This window comes from Burkholderia semiarida, from assembly GCF_029268935.1.
Taxonomy (GTDB): domain Bacteria; phylum Pseudomonadota; class Gammaproteobacteria; order Burkholderiales; family Burkholderiaceae; genus Burkholderia; species Burkholderia semiarida.
This window is the reverse complement of sequence record NZ_JAHLCL010000008.1, coordinates 677,760-694,059: the sequence shown is the minus strand read 5'-3', so window position 1 is coordinate 694,059 and position 16,300 is coordinate 677,760. Positions and strand designations below refer to the sequence as shown.

13 protein-coding genes, 1 tRNA gene and 1 pseudogene are annotated in these 16,300 nt (G+C 67.7%); 5 read left to right on the top strand and 10 right to left on the bottom strand.

The annotated features are described in order from the left end of the window. Positions 1-313: 313 nt before the first annotated feature. The 3 genes and pseudogenes from KPB06_RS26410 to KPB06_RS26400 all read left to right on the top strand — a co-directional run. Positions 314-2,443 (top strand): hypothetical protein, encoded by a 2,130-nt coding sequence (locus KPB06_RS26410; protein WP_410469502.1) that lies wholly within the window; start codon positions 314-316, stop codon positions 2,441-2,443. 252 nt (positions 2,444-2,695) lie between these two features. Then, positions 2,696-3,511 (top strand): phage tail tip lysozyme, encoded by an 816-nt coding sequence (locus tag KPB06_RS26405; protein WP_060311205.1) that lies wholly within the window; start codon positions 2,696-2,698, stop codon positions 3,509-3,511. Positions 3,512-3,601: 90 nt separating this feature from the next. Continuing rightward, a pseudogene (locus KPB06_RS26400) lies at positions 3,602-3,977 on the top strand (IS3 family transposase); the annotation flags it as partial. On the opposite strand, the gene KPB06_RS26395 reads toward KPB06_RS26400, so the two are convergent. Then, positions 3,903-4,262 (bottom strand): HrpB1 family type III secretion system apparatus protein, encoded by a 360-nt coding sequence (locus tag KPB06_RS26395; protein WP_059582684.1) that lies wholly within the window; start codon positions 4,260-4,262, stop codon positions 3,903-3,905. The pseudogene KPB06_RS26400 and the gene KPB06_RS26395 overlap by 75 nt on opposite strands. Before the next feature lie 19 nt (positions 4,263-4,281). Then, a complete protein-coding gene (locus tag KPB06_RS26390) occupies positions 4,282-4,587 on the bottom strand; it encodes a hypothetical protein (RefSeq protein WP_059582687.1) in 306 nt (101 codons plus the stop codon). A gap of 233 nt (positions 4,588-4,820) precedes the next feature. Here KPB06_RS26390 and KPB06_RS26385 point away from each other — a divergent pair, with 233 nt between their 5' ends. Together KPB06_RS26385 and KPB06_RS26380 are read left to right on the top strand one after the other, a co-directional pair. Continuing rightward, on the top strand, positions 4,821-6,581 hold the full coding sequence (locus tag KPB06_RS26385; protein WP_275905924.1) for a hypothetical protein: 1,761 nt from the start codon (positions 4,821-4,823) through the stop codon (positions 6,579-6,581). Positions 6,582-6,786: 205 nt separating this feature from the next. Continuing rightward, a complete protein-coding gene (locus tag KPB06_RS26380; RefSeq protein WP_059582691.1) occupies positions 6,787-7,641 on the top strand; it encodes a methionyl-tRNA formyltransferase in 855 nt (284 codons plus the stop codon). A 166-nt stretch (positions 7,642-7,807) separates the two neighbouring features. On the opposite strand, the gene KPB06_RS26375 is transcribed toward KPB06_RS26380, so the two are convergent. The 8 genes from KPB06_RS26375 to fdxH all read right to left on the bottom strand — a co-directional run bounded on the left by KPB06_RS26375 (position 7,808) and on the right by fdxH (position 16,299). Next, positions 7,808-8,914, bottom strand: a complete 1,107-nt coding sequence (locus tag KPB06_RS26375) for a hypothetical protein (RefSeq protein WP_060009478.1) — start codon at positions 8,912-8,914, stop codon at positions 7,808-7,810. Between the two features lie 153 nt (positions 8,915-9,067). After that, entirely contained in the window at positions 9,068-9,556 is a 489-nt protein-coding gene (locus KPB06_RS26370) for an HrpB1 family type III secretion system apparatus protein (protein ID WP_059582696.1), read from the bottom strand. Positions 9,557-10,155: 599 nt separating this feature from the next. Beyond that, a tRNA-Sec gene (locus KPB06_RS26365) sits at positions 10,156-10,251 on the bottom strand. Positions 10,252-10,282: 31 nt separating this feature from the next. Then, positions 10,283-12,208: a selenocysteine-specific translation elongation factor gene (gene selB, locus KPB06_RS26360; protein ID WP_059583126.1), complete on the bottom strand. Its 1,926-nt coding sequence runs from the start codon at positions 12,206-12,208 to the stop codon at positions 10,283-10,285. Further along, positions 12,205-13,644 carry an L-seryl-tRNA(Sec) selenium transferase gene (gene selA, locus KPB06_RS26355; RefSeq protein WP_059582698.1) on the bottom strand — a complete coding sequence of 480 codons (1,440 nt, stop codon included), beginning with the start codon at positions 13,642-13,644 and terminating at the stop codon, positions 12,205-12,207. The genes selB and selA overlap by 4 nt, the downstream gene beginning before the upstream one ends. A 74-nt stretch (positions 13,645-13,718) precedes the next feature. Beyond that, positions 13,719-14,654 (bottom strand): formate dehydrogenase accessory protein FdhE, encoded by a 936-nt coding sequence (gene fdhE / locus KPB06_RS26350; protein WP_179231769.1) that lies wholly within the window; start codon positions 14,652-14,654, stop codon positions 13,719-13,721. Between the two features lie 107 nt (positions 14,655-14,761). Further along, positions 14,762-15,388, bottom strand: a complete 627-nt coding sequence (locus tag KPB06_RS26345; protein WP_006488816.1) for a formate dehydrogenase subunit gamma — start codon at positions 15,386-15,388, stop codon at positions 14,762-14,764. Next, positions 15,385-16,299 (bottom strand): formate dehydrogenase subunit beta, encoded by a 915-nt coding sequence (gene fdxH / locus KPB06_RS26340; protein ID WP_059639188.1) that lies wholly within the window; start codon positions 16,297-16,299, stop codon positions 15,385-15,387. Before fdxH ends, KPB06_RS26345 begins: the two co-directional genes overlap by 4 nt. Position 16,300 lies beyond the last annotated feature (1 nt).

The window sequence follows — 16,300 nt, the reverse complement described above, 5'->3', positions numbered from 1 at the left end:
GCGCTTTTTTGCACGCCACTTCGGAATCGGCAGGCTGCCACCGTTATGTCGTTTTACCTTTCCAACACGAGAACCCACGTTCGCAAAGCGCGAAGACGGAATCGACGGGCGAGACACGTCGACCACCTGGACGCGATGAGGCAGCGCGAAAGTCCATCAGGGCCTTTGTCGCGAGGCGACGTCGAACGATCGAAATCAACCGAAAGGAAACGTCATGACGATCAGAAACAGCACGCAAGTACGGTCATCATCGCTCGACCTCCCGCGCGACAACGCGCAGCCCGCGCCGGCCCCGCGCCAACGAAGCGCATCGATGACCGGCCCGCGCCCCTCCGGCGGCGCATTGCTCGGCGCTCTGGGCAATGCGCCCGCCCTTCCGGCGCACACCGGCAACCATGCACCGGCGCAGCCGGGCCCGCTTTCGACGACATCGCAACCGGCCGGGACGGTACAGCAGCTCCCATCGCCGCCGCTGCCGGCGCCGATGCCGGTCAGGCGCAGCTCGCTGCCTACGCGCGCATCGTCGTCAGGCTCCGCGATCGGCCGCCAAGGCGGCTCACGGTCGCTGCCCGGTTCGGGCAAGCTGGGCGCTCAACGTGCAGCCCTGGCGGACGAGGCGATACCGGTGCTCAACTTGTCGGGCGGCGGGGAGTCGAGCGAAGAAGTGCCCGTACACGAGGAGCCGCGGCCACGCACGCCTGCATCGCAGCACGACAGTGCGGCGCCCGTTCGACATCAGGAGACCGTGGAAACGAAAACTCCCGACAAGCAACCGGCCACGTCGCGTTCGGGCAGCCCGTTGCCGCACGAGAACGCGGCCACGGGGCTGACAGCCGCGACGACGAGCGAGGCGGAATCGACTCCCGACACGTCGCGCGCGGCCAGCCCGGTGCCGCTCCCGAAAGAGGCGCCCGCGCTCGAAGAAAAGGCAACGACGAGCGCCGCGCCACCGCAAGACGAACCGATGCCGACAAAAAACACTTTCACGACGCCTTCCCACGCGGAAGCCTCATCGTCGCGCCTGCCCGACACACCTTCGTTGCCCAAGGCGCACGACACGGCGTCCCGGAGCGCCCTCTCCCCGAAGCCGGCCAGCTTCTCGGCGCCTCACGTCGTCGCGCACGACGTCAACAGTCAGGATTCCGAAAGCCCGCCCGAAGCAACCGTTCCGAGCGCGTCGTCCCGGGTAGCACCGGAAACCCGCACGCTGGCCGCCGCCGCGACATCGGTGCCCACGGAGATCTCGGGCGCGGAGACCGAGGGCACACGTCCGGCATCGGCCGCCTCGATCACCAACAACCTGTCGGCCGCGCTGTCCCGGCCGGGACAGATCCAGTCGTTCATCTCGAACGTCGGCGACATGCTGACCCGGAACCCCTACGGCGCCGCGCAACCGCTCAAAGGGTGGACGGCCAACCTCGTCAACGCGTTCAGTCATGAATTCGTCGCAACCGGCGGCGCCACGCTCTTCCGGGAGTTGTGCTCGATGGCTGCCGAAGCAGTCCTCGACAAGACCGGTGCCGGGCCCGAAACACGCGGCGCCATTACGGCCACGCTGTTCACGGCGGCCGCGATGGGCAACCTGGCCGCGATGTTGCACAAGTATCACACCGGCGCCGCGGACAACAAGACCTACGCGGGCCACGGTGCGCAGATCTTCGCGCTGATAGCAACAGTGGCCACCGCAGCCTATACCGGCAAGAACGACGAGGGCAACGGGCACCTTGGGCAGCTCTCCAGCATACTGCCTAGCGCGATCAAATCGTACGCATACCTGGCGCGCGACGTGATCAACGTGTTCCGCCCGCTCGAAGGCAATCACGACGCAGGCTACGAGCACCCCGTCAGAGGTCAGCTGCTCAACGACGCTCCGTATTTCGGAAACCAGCTCGCCGTGAACACCGCGCAGAGCAGCTCGCAATGGTCGGCCCCGTCCTACGTCGACAGCCTCATTCACCACACGAAGAGCAACGCAGCGATCAAAGGCCTGTTCGGCTATTCGGCGGCGAATGCCGCCGGCGAGGGGCTGGATGCGATCGGGGGACGCGTGGCCTCGGAAATCGCGACGCACGGCTTCACGGGCAAGGCGCTCGATGAACTGAAGACGCTGCGCCTGAGCTGGGGCAAGATCGACACCTCCGCAACCAGCACGGCCAGGCAGCTCGGGGACAAGGCGGCCGGCGCGGGAATCGCGCGTCTCAGCCTGTTCCTCTCCCTTTATGCCGCCACCGCCGTGGTCAATCACGCCGTGGAGGGTAAAGGCGATTGGTCCGCCGGCGGCAAGAGCTTCGCGGAGAACGCGTTGGGCGCACTGCTCATCATCGCGGGATGCCTGCCGTTTGCCGCGAGCACGTCGGGCCCGTCGAACCGGTCGAACGAGGGGCGAACGATCGGCGCCGACAACGCGGTGGAACTGGGCGTGATGCATCGCACGACCGCCTGAGCAACCGGGGTGCGCCGAGCAAGCGAAACGACGCAGGTTCGCGCAGGTGGCCGCATCGGTGGCGCGGCGGCTCGCCTGCCGCAAGCCGCTCGCAACGGCATCGCGGTCGCCACGCGGTTCGGCAATCCGACGACGACTTCGCATCCGTCAACGCACTGTAAGCGCCGGGCAATAAATTAGGTTTCGCGGGCGGCCGCTATCGGCCCTCCATCAGCAGCTGATGAATACCGTCATTCTCACGCGGAGAAAATCATGTCCACTACAGCAGTACAAGGCTATAACGCCGGCTATCTGAACGGCATCGATGATGTCGGCGGCATTGGCGGCACGAACGAATCGCAGCTCGCACAACTGCTCGAGTTGCTCATCGAAGAAATCAAGCAGATTCTCGATCCCTCCAGCCAGAATTCAGGCGATGCGGGTGGCGTGGGCGGCATCGGCGGCGGTACGCCTTCGTACTCCGCGCCGCCCGCCTATGCCGGCGGCGGCGGCACCGCACCCGCTGGCGTGAGTGGCGGCGGTGGCGGCCAGGGCGGTGGCGGCGCGTCGCCGGGCATAGGCGGCGGTGGAAGCGGTGGCGGCGGCAGCCACGGCAACACGCTGCCCACAGTATCGGGCGGCGACGCCGCGCACGCCATCGCACAGGATCTCAAATCGCGCTACGGCCTCACCGACGCGCAGGTAGCCGGCGTGCTCGGCAACCTGCAGCAGGAAAGCGGGCTGCAAGGCAACGTCAATCAAGGCGGCGCGAAGGGCGCGCCCTCCGGCAACTTCGCGGACGACAACGCCAACGGCTGGGGTCTTGCGCAATGGGGCGGCACACGCAAACAAGGCGAAATCAACTATGCGAAGGAGCACGGGCTCGACCCGGGCAGCCTCGAAGCCAACATCGGCTTCATGAATCAGGAACTCGACACGACGTACAGCAAGACGATCACGGACATCAAGCAGACGACGACGGCGGAACAAGCGGCCCTGGTCTGGGACAAGGACTACGAACAGGCCACCGATCCGCAAATGGAAAACCGCAACAAGTACGCCGAGCAATTCCTCGCGCAAGGTTTCTGAACGCGAACGCGTCCGCCCCCCGGGGCGTTTGAAGCTCGCACGATCCCGCCCGATGTCCGGGCGGGATTTTTTTGCCGCGCGAGAACACCGCTCGCCGGCAATTTACGAACTACCCGGTCGCGCCCACGCAGATCAAATCTGCGACGCGATGGCGCCGGCGGCGGTGCGCCGTATTCATGAGGAGGCTCGTCGAAGCGACGGCAGCGGGAGGATGTCGCAAGCGTTGCGCTTGCTCGGACACGACGTCGGCCTTGTCGAGCTCGATCGTTGATGCGTCAGGCGCGGCTGGTGCGGTCCAGGCGCGTACACCGTTATCGGGTGGCAGGTCGAGAGCCCGATTGCGCCGAATCGGCTTGCACGACGATTCGATCCGGCGCGGTGCAATCGGGCATCAGTCTCGTTCGAGCAGGCGTCGCATGGCAAGGCGCACGTAGGGATCGGCACTGTCCTCGTGTGCCGTCGCATAGCCATGCCACGACGGATCGTCGAGGACTTTCAGGCAGATTGCCTTCAGTTCGGGCGCGCGATCGTCGGGCAATCCGTTCACGATCTGCCACGCATCGTGCGGACGCCCGCGCACCAATGCGATCGTCACGGCAAACACGTGCACCTCGCGCGTTTCGGGGTAGACATCGTGCATGCGCGCCAGCAGCGCCTCGGCCTCGTCCAGCTCGTTGGCCTCGATATGCTCGATGATCGCCTGCGCCATGGCCGGCGCATCGGCCGGCAGTTCGGTAAGAAGCTCCATCATGCTCGTCACCGTCCGTGCATCAGGCTGCGCCCGTGCCCGAGGTCAGCGTTCGCACCGCCTCCTTGCCGCCCGCCAATGCGAGTGCGGTAGCGGCGCCCTCCGGCGTCAGGTTTTCCGCGAGCGCCGTGCCGCCCTCGAGCGCCTCGAGCCCACCCGTCGCAATGGCCCCCGCCCCCGCAAGGGCTTCCTTCGGGTTGCCGCTCAGCAGCCCCTTGCCGAACGTCGCCGCGCCGTGCAGCGCGTTGCCGACACCATGAAGGACATCCCCGGCAGCCTTGGTGACATCCCCGACCACGCTTTTCACAATATTGCCGATGAAGCTCATTCGTTTTCTCCTTGATCGTGAAAGAAACGCGCGTTCGATGAAACGCGCGGAACCGAACCGCGCGAAGCCGGCCCTCGTTCCAATCTAATGAATGCGGATGCGAACGCGTTCGCGCGCGCGAAGCCGCACCGCGAAAACCGAATGAGCGACACCCGCGAGACGGCTCGGCGGCAGGCCGCCGCGAACCTGCTTCGTCAATCCGGACGACGCTTCGCGCGGTTCACGGGAGTGTCATGACCGGCCTGCACAGTCCAGTCCATCCTGTCTCCTGGTCCGAGAACATCATGGCTGCTCCACCGAAGATCGAGTTCCGGTCGCGTGCGATCGAATCCGCCGCCCTCACCCGCACGCCGAGCGACCCCGGCCCGTCCACGGGAGCGAAGCCCGCGCCGGTGCCAACCCGGCGCGCGAGTGCCGGCGCGCTCATCGACGAGCTCGGCGGCCTCGGCAAGCGCCCGCGCGCGGAAGGTCCGCCCACCGCGCCCGCTGCGCCCAAGCCCGCCGCGGCTATCGCACCGCAGAAGCCCGGTGTGGACGACATCGGCGCATTCGTGCCGGGTGCCGGCGGCAAAGGCCGGCGCTTCGCCGATTTCGCGCACGCGATGGGCGTCAACCGCAAAGGCATGACGTTGACGGCCTTCGCCGCCAAGCGGCCCGCGAAAGACGGCCTGAACGGCGTATCGACGGCGGCGCACGGGCAGTTCGGCTACGACGCGGCGCCCGCCACCGACCTCGTGAACGCGCTGGCCTCGGGCTCGGCCGCCGCCGCCGCGCATTCGATCCATCGCCGTTACGAAAACAAGGTCAAGGCGATGCTCGCCGCCGACGTCGAACGCTTCGAGCACCCCGAAAAACGCCCGCCGGGCGCGCCGATGCCCAACCAGGTCGACAACCTGCTGCTGACGAAAAACGGCAACGGACAATGGCAATACGACACCGGCAAGCTCTCGCGCATCGCGCGAGACGACGCGCATCCGCTCACGCAGCATGCCCGCGACGTATTGACCGCCATGAGCATCGCCGAGAACAAGGGCAAGCAACGTAACGGCGCGCTCTACCAGTCGGTCACGTCCGCCCTCGGTCTGACGGCAAGCGGGCTGCTCGTGGGCGGCTCGCACGGCGCGCTGGCGCCGCTCGCGGCATCCGGGCACCTGACCAACGCGGTCAAGGAAGCGCTCGATTTGAAGAAGCCGTTTGTCGAAGGACGGCAAAACCTGCGCAATGCGAAGGCCGCCACGATTCAACGCTACGTCGACACGGTATTGGCCCCGCACGACTACACGGGCCAGACGCAGGACGAGCGCCTGCGCGCGGCGCTGCAAACGAGCCGCGCGAAGATCGACGATCTGCGCGCCATGGAGGCGCTGCCGGCGGACGAAGGCCTGCCCGCGGACGTGCGCAGCCCGCAGGCGCAGGCCGGTATCTATGCGTCGCTCTATGACGATGCACGCCGCTACGCCAACAGCACGACGTCGTTCGGCAAGCGCTTGATCGCGGGCATGCACGCCGAAGACAAGGCGAAGGTACACAAGGATGCCGAGCGCGACATCGTGGTCAAGCACATTCTGTCGATGGTCACCAGAAGCATCGGGCGCCTCGATCCGGCCACGCTCGCGGCGCTCGCGGGTGCCGACATGGCAGTCGATGCATCAGCGTCGCAGCGCGCCAGGCAGGCGCTCGCGATCGTGGGCAACCATCCGCGCGCGAGCCGCAACCAGGATCTGATCGCCGCGCACACGCTGCTGACGGACAGCGGCATTCCGAAGGGCGAAGCGGCACTGCTGCTTTCGCAGCTTGCACGCGCGCGGCGCGAAAAACCGCAAGAGGCGCCGGCGCCGCGCGATACATCGGCTTCCAGCCGGAGCGCCGCACCGCTGACCGACAGCGAGCGGCTCAAACAGATCGCCAACATCATCGGGCAGCCCGGCCTCACGGCAACCGCCGCCAAGACGGCGGAGGACCTCATCAAGAAAAACCTCGCGCTGAGGTCTTGACGCGCGGCGCGGCGTCGCGCCCAATCGCGACGCCCTCGCCGCGGCGCGCAGCCGGCGATTGATTCGCCGGTTCGCGGCACTCGACGAAACTTCGGGATACGCAGGCTATCCGCCACCGTGCGCGCTTACCGTGAAGCGGGGTGGCCGTCGGCCGTCATCGCCGTCCATGCCGCCCTGACCTTCAATGCGAAAGGGAGAACCGATCATGCGATTCGCGTTCGCCGGCTTCGATCGCTGGCGTGTCGTCTTCGACGCGTTCGTCGCCGCCGGCTGGGAGCCTGTGGCGCTCTACTCGATTCCGGTCGACAACCGGCTCGACTTCAATAGCGAACTCGTCGAGCGCGCGGACAAGCTGCGTATTCCGGTGCAGCTGTCACGCATGAACGAAGACGATCTGCGCCGGCTCGCCGAACGGCAATGCGACGCACTGATCGTGGCCGGCTACAACTGGAAGATTCCGGCGTGGCAGCCCTATCTGCGCCATGCGGCCAACTTCCATCCGTCACCGCTGCCCGACGGGCGCGGCCCGTACCCGGCCATGCGCGCGATCCTCGAGGGGCGGCGCGAGTGGGGCGTCAGTTGCCATCGCATCGACGCCGATTTCGATACCGGGGAGATCGTCGATGCCGAATGCTTTCCGCTCGATGCCGACGAATGGCACGAGACGCTGCAGCTGAAGCTGCAGATGGCCGCCCATCGGCTGGCCACGCGCGTGGCCCGCGACTTCGATCGGCTTTGGAACGAACGGCGTCCGCAAGGTGCGGGCAGCTACTGGCCGCGCGTTGCCGATGCCGAGCGCACGATCGATTTCGCGCGGCCCGTGGCCGAGGTGATGCGCGTCGTGCGGGCCTGCGGGAACGTCGAATCGATCGCGCCGCTCTTCGGCACGACCGTCCACGTGCGGCGCGCCACCGCGTGGCAGGAAGCACACACGTACGAGCCCGGGCAGATCGTGCATCAGTACCGGCGCTGGGTCGTGGTCGCCGCGCAGGACGGCTTCGTCGCCTTGCTCGAATGGAGCCCGCTGAACGCGTCCCTTCGTCGGCAGATGGAGGGCTGAATCGGGACATCGGTTGCGCGGGTAAACGACGAAGCGGCCGCGCTGCGGTGTATCGCAGCGCGGCCGCCGATTGTGGCCGCTTGTCACCGATCGTTGCTTCCTGCACCTCCCGATCGGCGGCCGCTCGGGTCGCCGATCGGGATGATCGCCTGAACGGCCGGCGACGTTACTTCGTGCTGACGCCGGCGATCGTACCCGTGTGAATGCCGGTGATGTTCTCGAAGGCAATCGCGGCGCGCGTCTTGCCCGGCGTCAGCACGTTCGCGCCGCCCAGCGCATCCGAAAGCGCCTTGCTCGCGTCGTGGCTGATCTTGCCGCCGCCATGCGCGTTCGCCGTCTGCTGCAGCTGTGCACCGATCGCCGCCGCATCCGACTGGCTCAGCTTGCCCGACTTCACCGCGTTGGCGAGCGTCTTCGCCGCGGCATTGCCGTCGCCGTGCGACAACGCGCTTTCCATGGCCTGGAAGTCGGCGCCGTCCTGCGCGTTGAAATTGGCCAGCGCCTTGCCCTCGTCGGCCATCTGCAGCGGCTTGCCGTCCTTCAAGAGGTCGCCCGTACCGGGTGTGAAGCCTGCCGTCGCGCCCGTCGTCGGCAAGCCACCCGTCGTCGGCAGCGTACCGGTGTTCGTCGGGAAACCGCCCGTGCCAGGCAAGCCGCCCGTCGCCCCCGACTGCCCCGCCGCGCCGCCCGCGCCACCCGTTGCGTTGCCCGCCGCGCCGAGACCGCCTTGAGCCGCCCATTGGAAATTGCCGACCGCGGACTTGCCGTCGGTGCCCGCCACGTCGTGCGTGTCGATCTGCTGGTAGGCAGCCGGGTTCGCGAGCATGGTCTGCGCCGCTTGCTGCACCGTGGGTGGCGTGCCGCCGTCGGCGTTCGTCGCGAGTTTGTACATCGTGTTCGGGTCCGACGCGTTGATGCCATGCTGCCCCATGTACGAGGCCAGCACGCCCGCCGCGTTTTGCACCGTCATCCCGCCGGTGCCGCCCGGCATGGCGCCCGCGCCCCCCATGCCGCCGGGCGTGGCGCCCACACCGCCGGGCATCGCGCCCGCGCCGCCACCGGGCATGCCGCCAGCACCGCCGGCGCCGCCCGGCATGCCGCCGGGCTGCCCGTTCTGCCCCGTCTGCATCTGCTTGAGCAACTGGCTGATGAGGCCGATGAGATCCTTGAGCACGTCCTGCGTCGAGCTCGCCGAGGCACCGTTGGTCAGCCGTTGCAGGTAGCTCGCCGGATCGGTGGGGTAAGTGGTCATACTCGGAACGTTCAGATTCATGATGTTTCCTTCCTGTCGGGTAAGTGTTGCGTGACCGTGGGTACTACGAAGCAAAGTCAGTCTAGGTTGCTGTCGCTGCTACAAGCGCACCGATGCGAAGGCTGCGATTGAAATGCGAATCGCCCGGCGCGCGGAAAACATGAAAACGGATACTCATGCGCGGACCCACGTCATCGACGCGGAGAATCCGCCGTTGTCGGCCGGCCCGCCGTGCGTGCTCGCCGGCGCGTCGGTGGACGCAGGCGCTTGAACGCTGGCGTCGAGCTTGGCGGCACGCTCGAGCAGACGCGCGCCGATCTTCGCGCCCTCGATGCTTTCGCGCTGCTCGGCCGCGCTGAGTGCATAGCTGTGCCACAGCGGGTCTTCGAGGCCGAACAGACACACCGCCATCAGCGCGGTATGAAGCCCCGAGCGCTTCGCTTCGGTGTCGTCGTCTTCGAGCACGCGGCGCGCGTCGCCCCATGCCTGGCGCCGGACGTAGCGCCACGCGGCGACCGTCCCCGTCCCGGGCCACTTGGGCCGAAGCACGCGGATCGCCTCGAGGAGATCCTCGAAGTCGGCTTCGTCGTCGAGCTGCGAAGCCGTCCACAGCACCTTGGTTAGGCCGCCGGCAATCTCGTCCCTGCATCCTGTGTAAGTCACGATGTCCTCGTCTGCTGGAGTGCTGCAATCAAAAAGCGCACGGCGGCGCCGCGCCCAGCCGTGCCGCGCTAGCTGCCGGCTCGTGCGGTGGACGTCCCCTGGCGGTTAGTCTCTTGCATCGGGTCGGCTTTTGCCGACGCGATGCGAACGGAACGATCGGGATGCGAAGAGAGAACGGAGAAGAATACCGACCGCGGCGATGGAAGCGATCGGTGCGACAGGCCGGCGGGCTCGCCGTGTATCGGAAGGGGATTTGCTTTATGCCCGGCGTAGAAGAAGGCCCGCCATCGGTTGATGCGCCCCGGCCATCGGCCAGGATGCGTCCATCGAATCACGCCCGGCGACCGATGCCGCGTCCGCAGGCGTCGGCTCATGAAATGGAGCGATCACCACGGGCAGGAGGCGCTGTCCATCACGCATCGATCGACGAATCGAAACGCTGGATTGCGCGGGCCGTGCGCTGCGTGGGCGTCCTGATGATCGTGCTCGACACCACGATTGTGAACATCGCCCCGCCCTCCTTCGCGCGGACCGCTACTTCACGGGTGGGATCTACAGGGCGTTTACGGAAGGCGCCGGAATGCGCAAGAAGCCATGACTGGCGGAAGGCAGCAGGAGTCGAACCTACCCGGGAGTGTCTGACACCCCCAACTGGATTTGAAGTCCAGCCGTACCACCGGATACGAATGCCTTCCGCGGGAAAAGAAACCGAAGAACAACGAGCGCCTACGCCTGAATACCCACCCAACCGCTGTCAGGCCGCAGGTAGTGAAGATCGCGGTGGAAGCGAGTATACCCAACCCGGTCGAAGAACTCGAGAATCTGGATCGCGCGCTTGCGACCGAGCCCCGTCGCGTCGCGAAACGTCGCGGCATCGAGCCCGCCGCCGCGCGACGGTGCGAGATGCGCGACCAGCGCCGCCAGTTCGCGCGCGACGTCCGCATGATAGAACAGGTCGCGCACGACCTGGTGCACGTCGCCGCGCCGCGCGAGCTTGCGCAGCAGCGTGCGCACCGCGTCCTCGGCCGCGCCAGTATCGCGGGCCAGGTCGCGCACCCACGGCGGATCGAAGCGCCCCGCGTGAATCAACGGCAGCAGTTGCCGCGCGAGCGCTTCCTCGCGCGGCTCGAGGCTTACCGAATGCGACGGCAGATGCAGCCACGGCCCGCTGCGCGCGACTTCGCCGCCCGCCACCAGCGCATCGACGAGCGCGCGCCACAGCAAATCGCCAACGAGCGGCGCAGCCATCCGCCGCAGGCGTGCGGCGTCGAGCCCCTGTTCGTCGGGCATGCGTTCGTGATACACGCGCAGCGTATCGACCGCCCGCGTCTGCAACGCACGCCAGTGCGCATGGGAAATCACCGCGCCTTCGTTCGACGCGGCATCGCGTTGCCCGATCGCCAGCGCATCGCCAGGCAACGCCAGCACATTCGGCGCAAACCCCGTCAGATGCGTGAGCGTCGCACGCGCGATGCCGAGCGGCGCCTGCGCGAGCAGCGCATCGAGGCGCCCTTCGTCGAGCCACGCCGCGAGTGCATCGAGCCACGCGCGGCGCGCGGGCGTGCGGCGCTTGCGTGCCGGCCCGAACGGATCGAGCACCCGGCCGCCGCCGACGGTGCGCGTCGCCTGCGGATTGCGAACGATGAAGCGGTCGCCCGGCAGCGCGAACACCGGCTCGTCGAATACCAGTTGCACGCGCATCCGCTGGCCGGCCGCGAGCGTGTCGCCGTCGAGCAGCGCGACATGGGCCACGCGATGCAGCGTACCGAGATGCACGTGCAGCGGCGCCCAGTGGGTCAGCGTCAGCCCGGCGTCCGCAAGCAACGTCAGCTCGACGTCCAGGCGCGGCGACGTCGCGACGAGCCGCGCGTCGGCGACGGTGTCGCCTCGCTCGACGTCGGCCTTGTCGACGCCGGCCAGATTCAGCGCACAACGCTCACCCGCGCGGCCGGCCTCGACCGGCCGGTTCTGCGCATGAATGCTGCGCACGCGGGCCGCGCCGCCCGTGCGCAAGATCGCGAGCGTGTCGCCCGTCGCGACGCGGCCCGCGAATGCGGTACCCGTCACGACGGTACCCTGCCCGGCGAGCGTAAATACGCGATCGACCGCGAGCCGGAACAGCCCGTCGTCGCGACGCGCGCGCCACGCAATCGCCGCGTCGGCCAGGTGCTGCTTCAACGCGGCGACGCCCGGATCGTCGGCAACGGTCGCACGCGTTTCGAAAATCGGCACGCCGGCCAATGTCGAATCGTGCAGCCACGCGGCGATCTCGTCGCGCACCTCGACGACGCGCGCGGCATCGACGCGATCGCATTTCGTCAGCGCGACGGCGCCATGCGTGACGCCGAGCAGTTGCAGGATCGCGAGATGCTCGCGCGTCTGCGGCATCACACCGTCGTCGGCGGCAATCACGATGAGCGCGAAGTCGATCCCGCACGCGCCCGCCGCCATCGTATGAATCAGCTTCTCGTGGCCCGGCACGTCGATCAGCCCGAGCACGTCGCCGTTGTCGAGCGGCGTATACGCGTAACCGAGTTCGATCGAGATGCCGCGCGCCTTCTCTTCCTTCAGGCGATCGGTGTCGACGCCCGTCAGCGCACGCACGAGCGTGGTCTTGCCGTGGTCGATGTGTCCCGCGGTCCCGACGATCATGCGGCGGGCCCCGCGAGCGGCGCGCATTGCGCGACGAACGCCGCTTCGTCGGCCGCTTCGAGGCAGCGCAGGTCGAGCCGCAGCGCGTTGTCGGCGATGCGGCCGATCACGGGGCGCGGCCATTCGCGCAGCCGTTTCTCGAGCTGCGCGAGCGCGCGGCCGCTGCGCTTGCCGTCCGACGAGCGCACCACGAGCCCGGCGCTCGGCAACTGGTCGACCGGCAGCGCGCCGCTGCCGATCTGGCTGAACATCGGTTCGACCGTCACGTCGAAACCGCCGCCGAGTGCGGCCTGCAGCACCGGGCGCACGCGTTCGGCGGCTTCGGCGATGTCGCGCTGCGGGCGCGTCAGCAGGCGCAGCGTCGTGAGCCGGTCACGCAGGAATTCGGGTGACTGATACAGGCGCAGCACCGGTTCGAGCGCCGCGAGCGTCAGCTTGCCGACGCGCAACGCGCGCTTGAGCGGATGCTTCTTGATCTTCGCGATGAGCGCACGATCGCCGACGATCAGGCCGGCCTGCGGCCCGCCGAGCAGCTTGTCGCCGCTGAACGTGACAACGTTTGCACCGGCGGCGACGGTTTCCTGCACGGTCGTCTCGTGCGGCAGCCCCCATTGCGTCAGATCGGCCAGCGTGCCGCTGCCGAGATCGACGGCGACCGGCACGCCGCGCTCGCGCGCGAGCGGTGCGAGTTCGGCGAGCGTCGCCTCCTTCGTGAAGCCGCTGATCGCGTAGTTGCTGCAGTGCACCTTCATCAGCAGCGCGGTGCGCGGGCCGATCGCGTCCGCGTAGTCGCGCAAATGCGTGCGGTTGGTCGTGCCGACCTCGCGCAGCTTCGCGCCGGCACGGCTCATGATGTCGGGAATGCGAAATGCCCCGCCGATCTCGACCAGTTCGCCGCGCGACACGACCACTTCCCGCTTCGTCGCGAGCGCCGACAGCGTCAGCAGCACGGCCGCCGCATTGTTGTTGACGACGGTCGCGGCTTCCGCGCCCGTCAGTTCGCACAGCAAAGTGTCGATCAGGTCGTCGCGATCGCCGCGGCGGCCGGTGGCGAGATCGAATTCGAGGTTGACGGGCCGCGTGAGCGCGTCGACCACCGCACGCACCGCGTCATCGGGCAGCAGCGCGCGCCCGAGGTTCGTGTGCAGCACGGTGCCGGTCAGGTTGAACACGGTGCGCACGGCGCCTGCGTTCTGCGCGGCCAACGTGCGCGAGACGGCAGCGGCGATGCGTAGCTCGTCGAGCGGCTCGGCCGCCGCGGGATCGTGCTGGGCGGCCGTGCGCCAGCGTTCCAGTTCGGCGCGCACGGCGTTCAGCACGCGCGTGCGTCCATGGTCGGCGACGAGCGGTTGCAGCGGCGCCGACGACAGCACGCGCTCGACCGACGGCACACGCGCCAGCACGGCATTCAATTCATTCACACCCGGTTCGGTCACGTCGTTGTCGCTCCAGTCTCATGCTTCGCAGTCGGCCGGGGCCGACGCTCGCGCACCGCCCCGGCCCCGTGCCGTCAATCCGCTTCCCGCGACACGTCGGGCCACAGCAGCGGGTTCGGCGAACTGCGCTGGTAGCCGGCTTCGTTCATCAGCAGGTCGAGCGTGAGACTCGCGAGATCGTCCGCCAGCGGCTCGAACTCGTAGTCCTTCTCCTGATAGCCGATCTTGCGATAGGTCTTGCATTCGTCGCACGATTCGGCCTTGATGGCTTCGCTGCCGCCTTCGATCCCGTGATACGCGATGCCCTTCGTCGAATCGCAGTGCGAGCATTTGGTGCGCACCATGTGCCACTCGGTCGTGCACAGCCCGCACTGCAGGAAACGGTAGCCCTGATACTGGCCGCCCACCCGCACGACGCTCGCGACCGGATGGGTGCCGCACACCGGGCACAGCCCCGGCTGGTCGAGATACGGCACGTCGGCCGGCGTCACGCGGCTCGCGAGGTCCGTCCACGCGACCTGCAGCGCGGCCATCAGGAACGGCGCGGTGGCCGGGTCGACCTCGGCGAAGCGCAGCGCGAGGATCGCATCGGCCTGCGCGTCGAGCTCGGCAGGCGCCATCAGGCGCAGCCGGTCGAGCAGCTTCGCGAGCGGCGGATTGACAAGCCCGGCGCCTTCGACGCGATCGAGCAGTTCATACAGCACGGCGCGCCAGCGCGCATCGCGCTCGCCGTCGAGCGCCGGCACGAGCGGCATCGAATGTTCCTGCGCGCGCGCGATCGCTTCCTTCGACGGCAGCGGCAGCGCCAGCGTCTGCAGCGTCGCGTGCTGCGCGTCGGCGACGGTGGCCATCAGCCGCAGGTAGCCGCTGATCGGGTTCAGGTCGGCAAGCTTGCGCAGCCGCGCGGCGCGCGCCGCGAATGCGGTCGCGCGCTCCGGCAGGCGAAAGCGCGGAATGGCCGAATGATCGAGCGCCGAGATCTCGGTCGGTTCGAGAATGCGTTGTGTCACGACAATATCTTCCAAAAAAACAAGCGCCGACAGGTCGGCGCTTCGGGCGGTTCCGACGGCTGACGGGGCGGCCCGCCGCAATCGGCGTGCCGCCCCGCTCCGCTGCGCTACTTCACGCTTTCACGGAACCACTTCGGGTGATGCTTGCGGGCCCAGCCCAGCGTGACGGTGCCGCGCACCATCGCGCCGATCGAACCCTTCACCCACAACGCCGCGTAAATGTGCACGATGATGCTCGCGATCAGCACGAAGGCCGCCACGGCATGCACGACAGCGGCCGCGCGGATCACCCCGATCGGGAAGTAGAACGAGAAATAGCGCCGCCAGATCACGATTCCCGACAGCAGGAGCAGCAGCAGGCACGCCACCAGCGTGAAGAATAGCAGCTTCTGCCCGGCGTTATAGCGCCCGACCGGCGGCAGCTTGTCTTCCTGGTTGGTCAGCACGTCGCCGATCTGCTTCAGCCACTGCCGGTCGTCCGCGTCGAGCGCATTGTGGTGCCAGAAGCGCACCACGAGAATCGCGAACGACACGAACATCACGAGGCCGACGAACGGATGCAGGATCCGCGTCCACTGGCCGCCGCCGAACAGCGCGGTCAGCCAGAACATCGACGGATGGAACAGCGCGAGCCCGGACAGCGCGAGCAGCACGAACGTGATCGCGGTGATCCAGTGGTTCGTGCGCTCGTTCGGCGTGTAGCGGACGATCAGGTTGGGGTCGTCGTGGCTCATTTCGCGTCCTCCTTGATGCGTCGCGCCTCGTCCCGGGCGGCGGCTTCTTCGTCGTCTGTGACCTCGTTCGGACCGACCCGCGTGTAGTGGAAGAACCCGGCCAGCGCGGTCAGCGCGAGGCCCGCGACCGCGAGCGGTTTCGCGATGCCCTTCCACAGCTTCACCATCGGGCTGATCGACGGATTGTCGGGCAGCCCGTGGTACAGCGACGGTTTATCGGCGTGATGCAGCACGTACATCACGTGCGTGCCGCCGACGCCCTGCGGGTCGTACAGCCCCGCATGCTCGAAGCCGCGCTCCTTCAGGTCCTCGATCCGCTCGGCCGCGTGCTGCTTCATGTCCTCCTTGGTGCCGAACACGATCGCGCCCGTCGGGCAGGTCTTCACGCAGGCCGGTTCCTGGCCGACCGCGACGCGGTCGGAACAGAGCGTGCATTTGTATGCGCGATGATCCTTCTTCGAGATCCGCGGCACGTTGAACGGGCAGCCGGTCACGCAGTAGCCGCAACCGATGCAGTTCTCCTCGTGGAAATCGACGATCCCGTTGTTGTACTGCACGATCGCACCCGGCGACGGACACGCCTTCAGGCAGCCCGGATCCTCGCAGTGCATGCAGCCGTCCTTGCGGATCAGCCACTCGAGGTCGCCCGCCGGGTTCTCGTATTCGGAGAACCGCATGACCGTCCACGAATGCTCGCTCAGGTCGGCCGGGTTGTCGTACACGCCGACGTTGGTGCCGACCTCGTCGCGCAGGTCGTTCCACTCCATGCATGCCGTCTGGCATGCCTTGCAGCCGATGCACTTCGATACGTCGATCAGCTTCGCGACGCTCCCGGTCACCGGTTCGCGCACCGTGGGCGGTGGCGTCGTGGTGGCCGAGACGCGCTTGATATCCAGCGATTGCAATGCCATC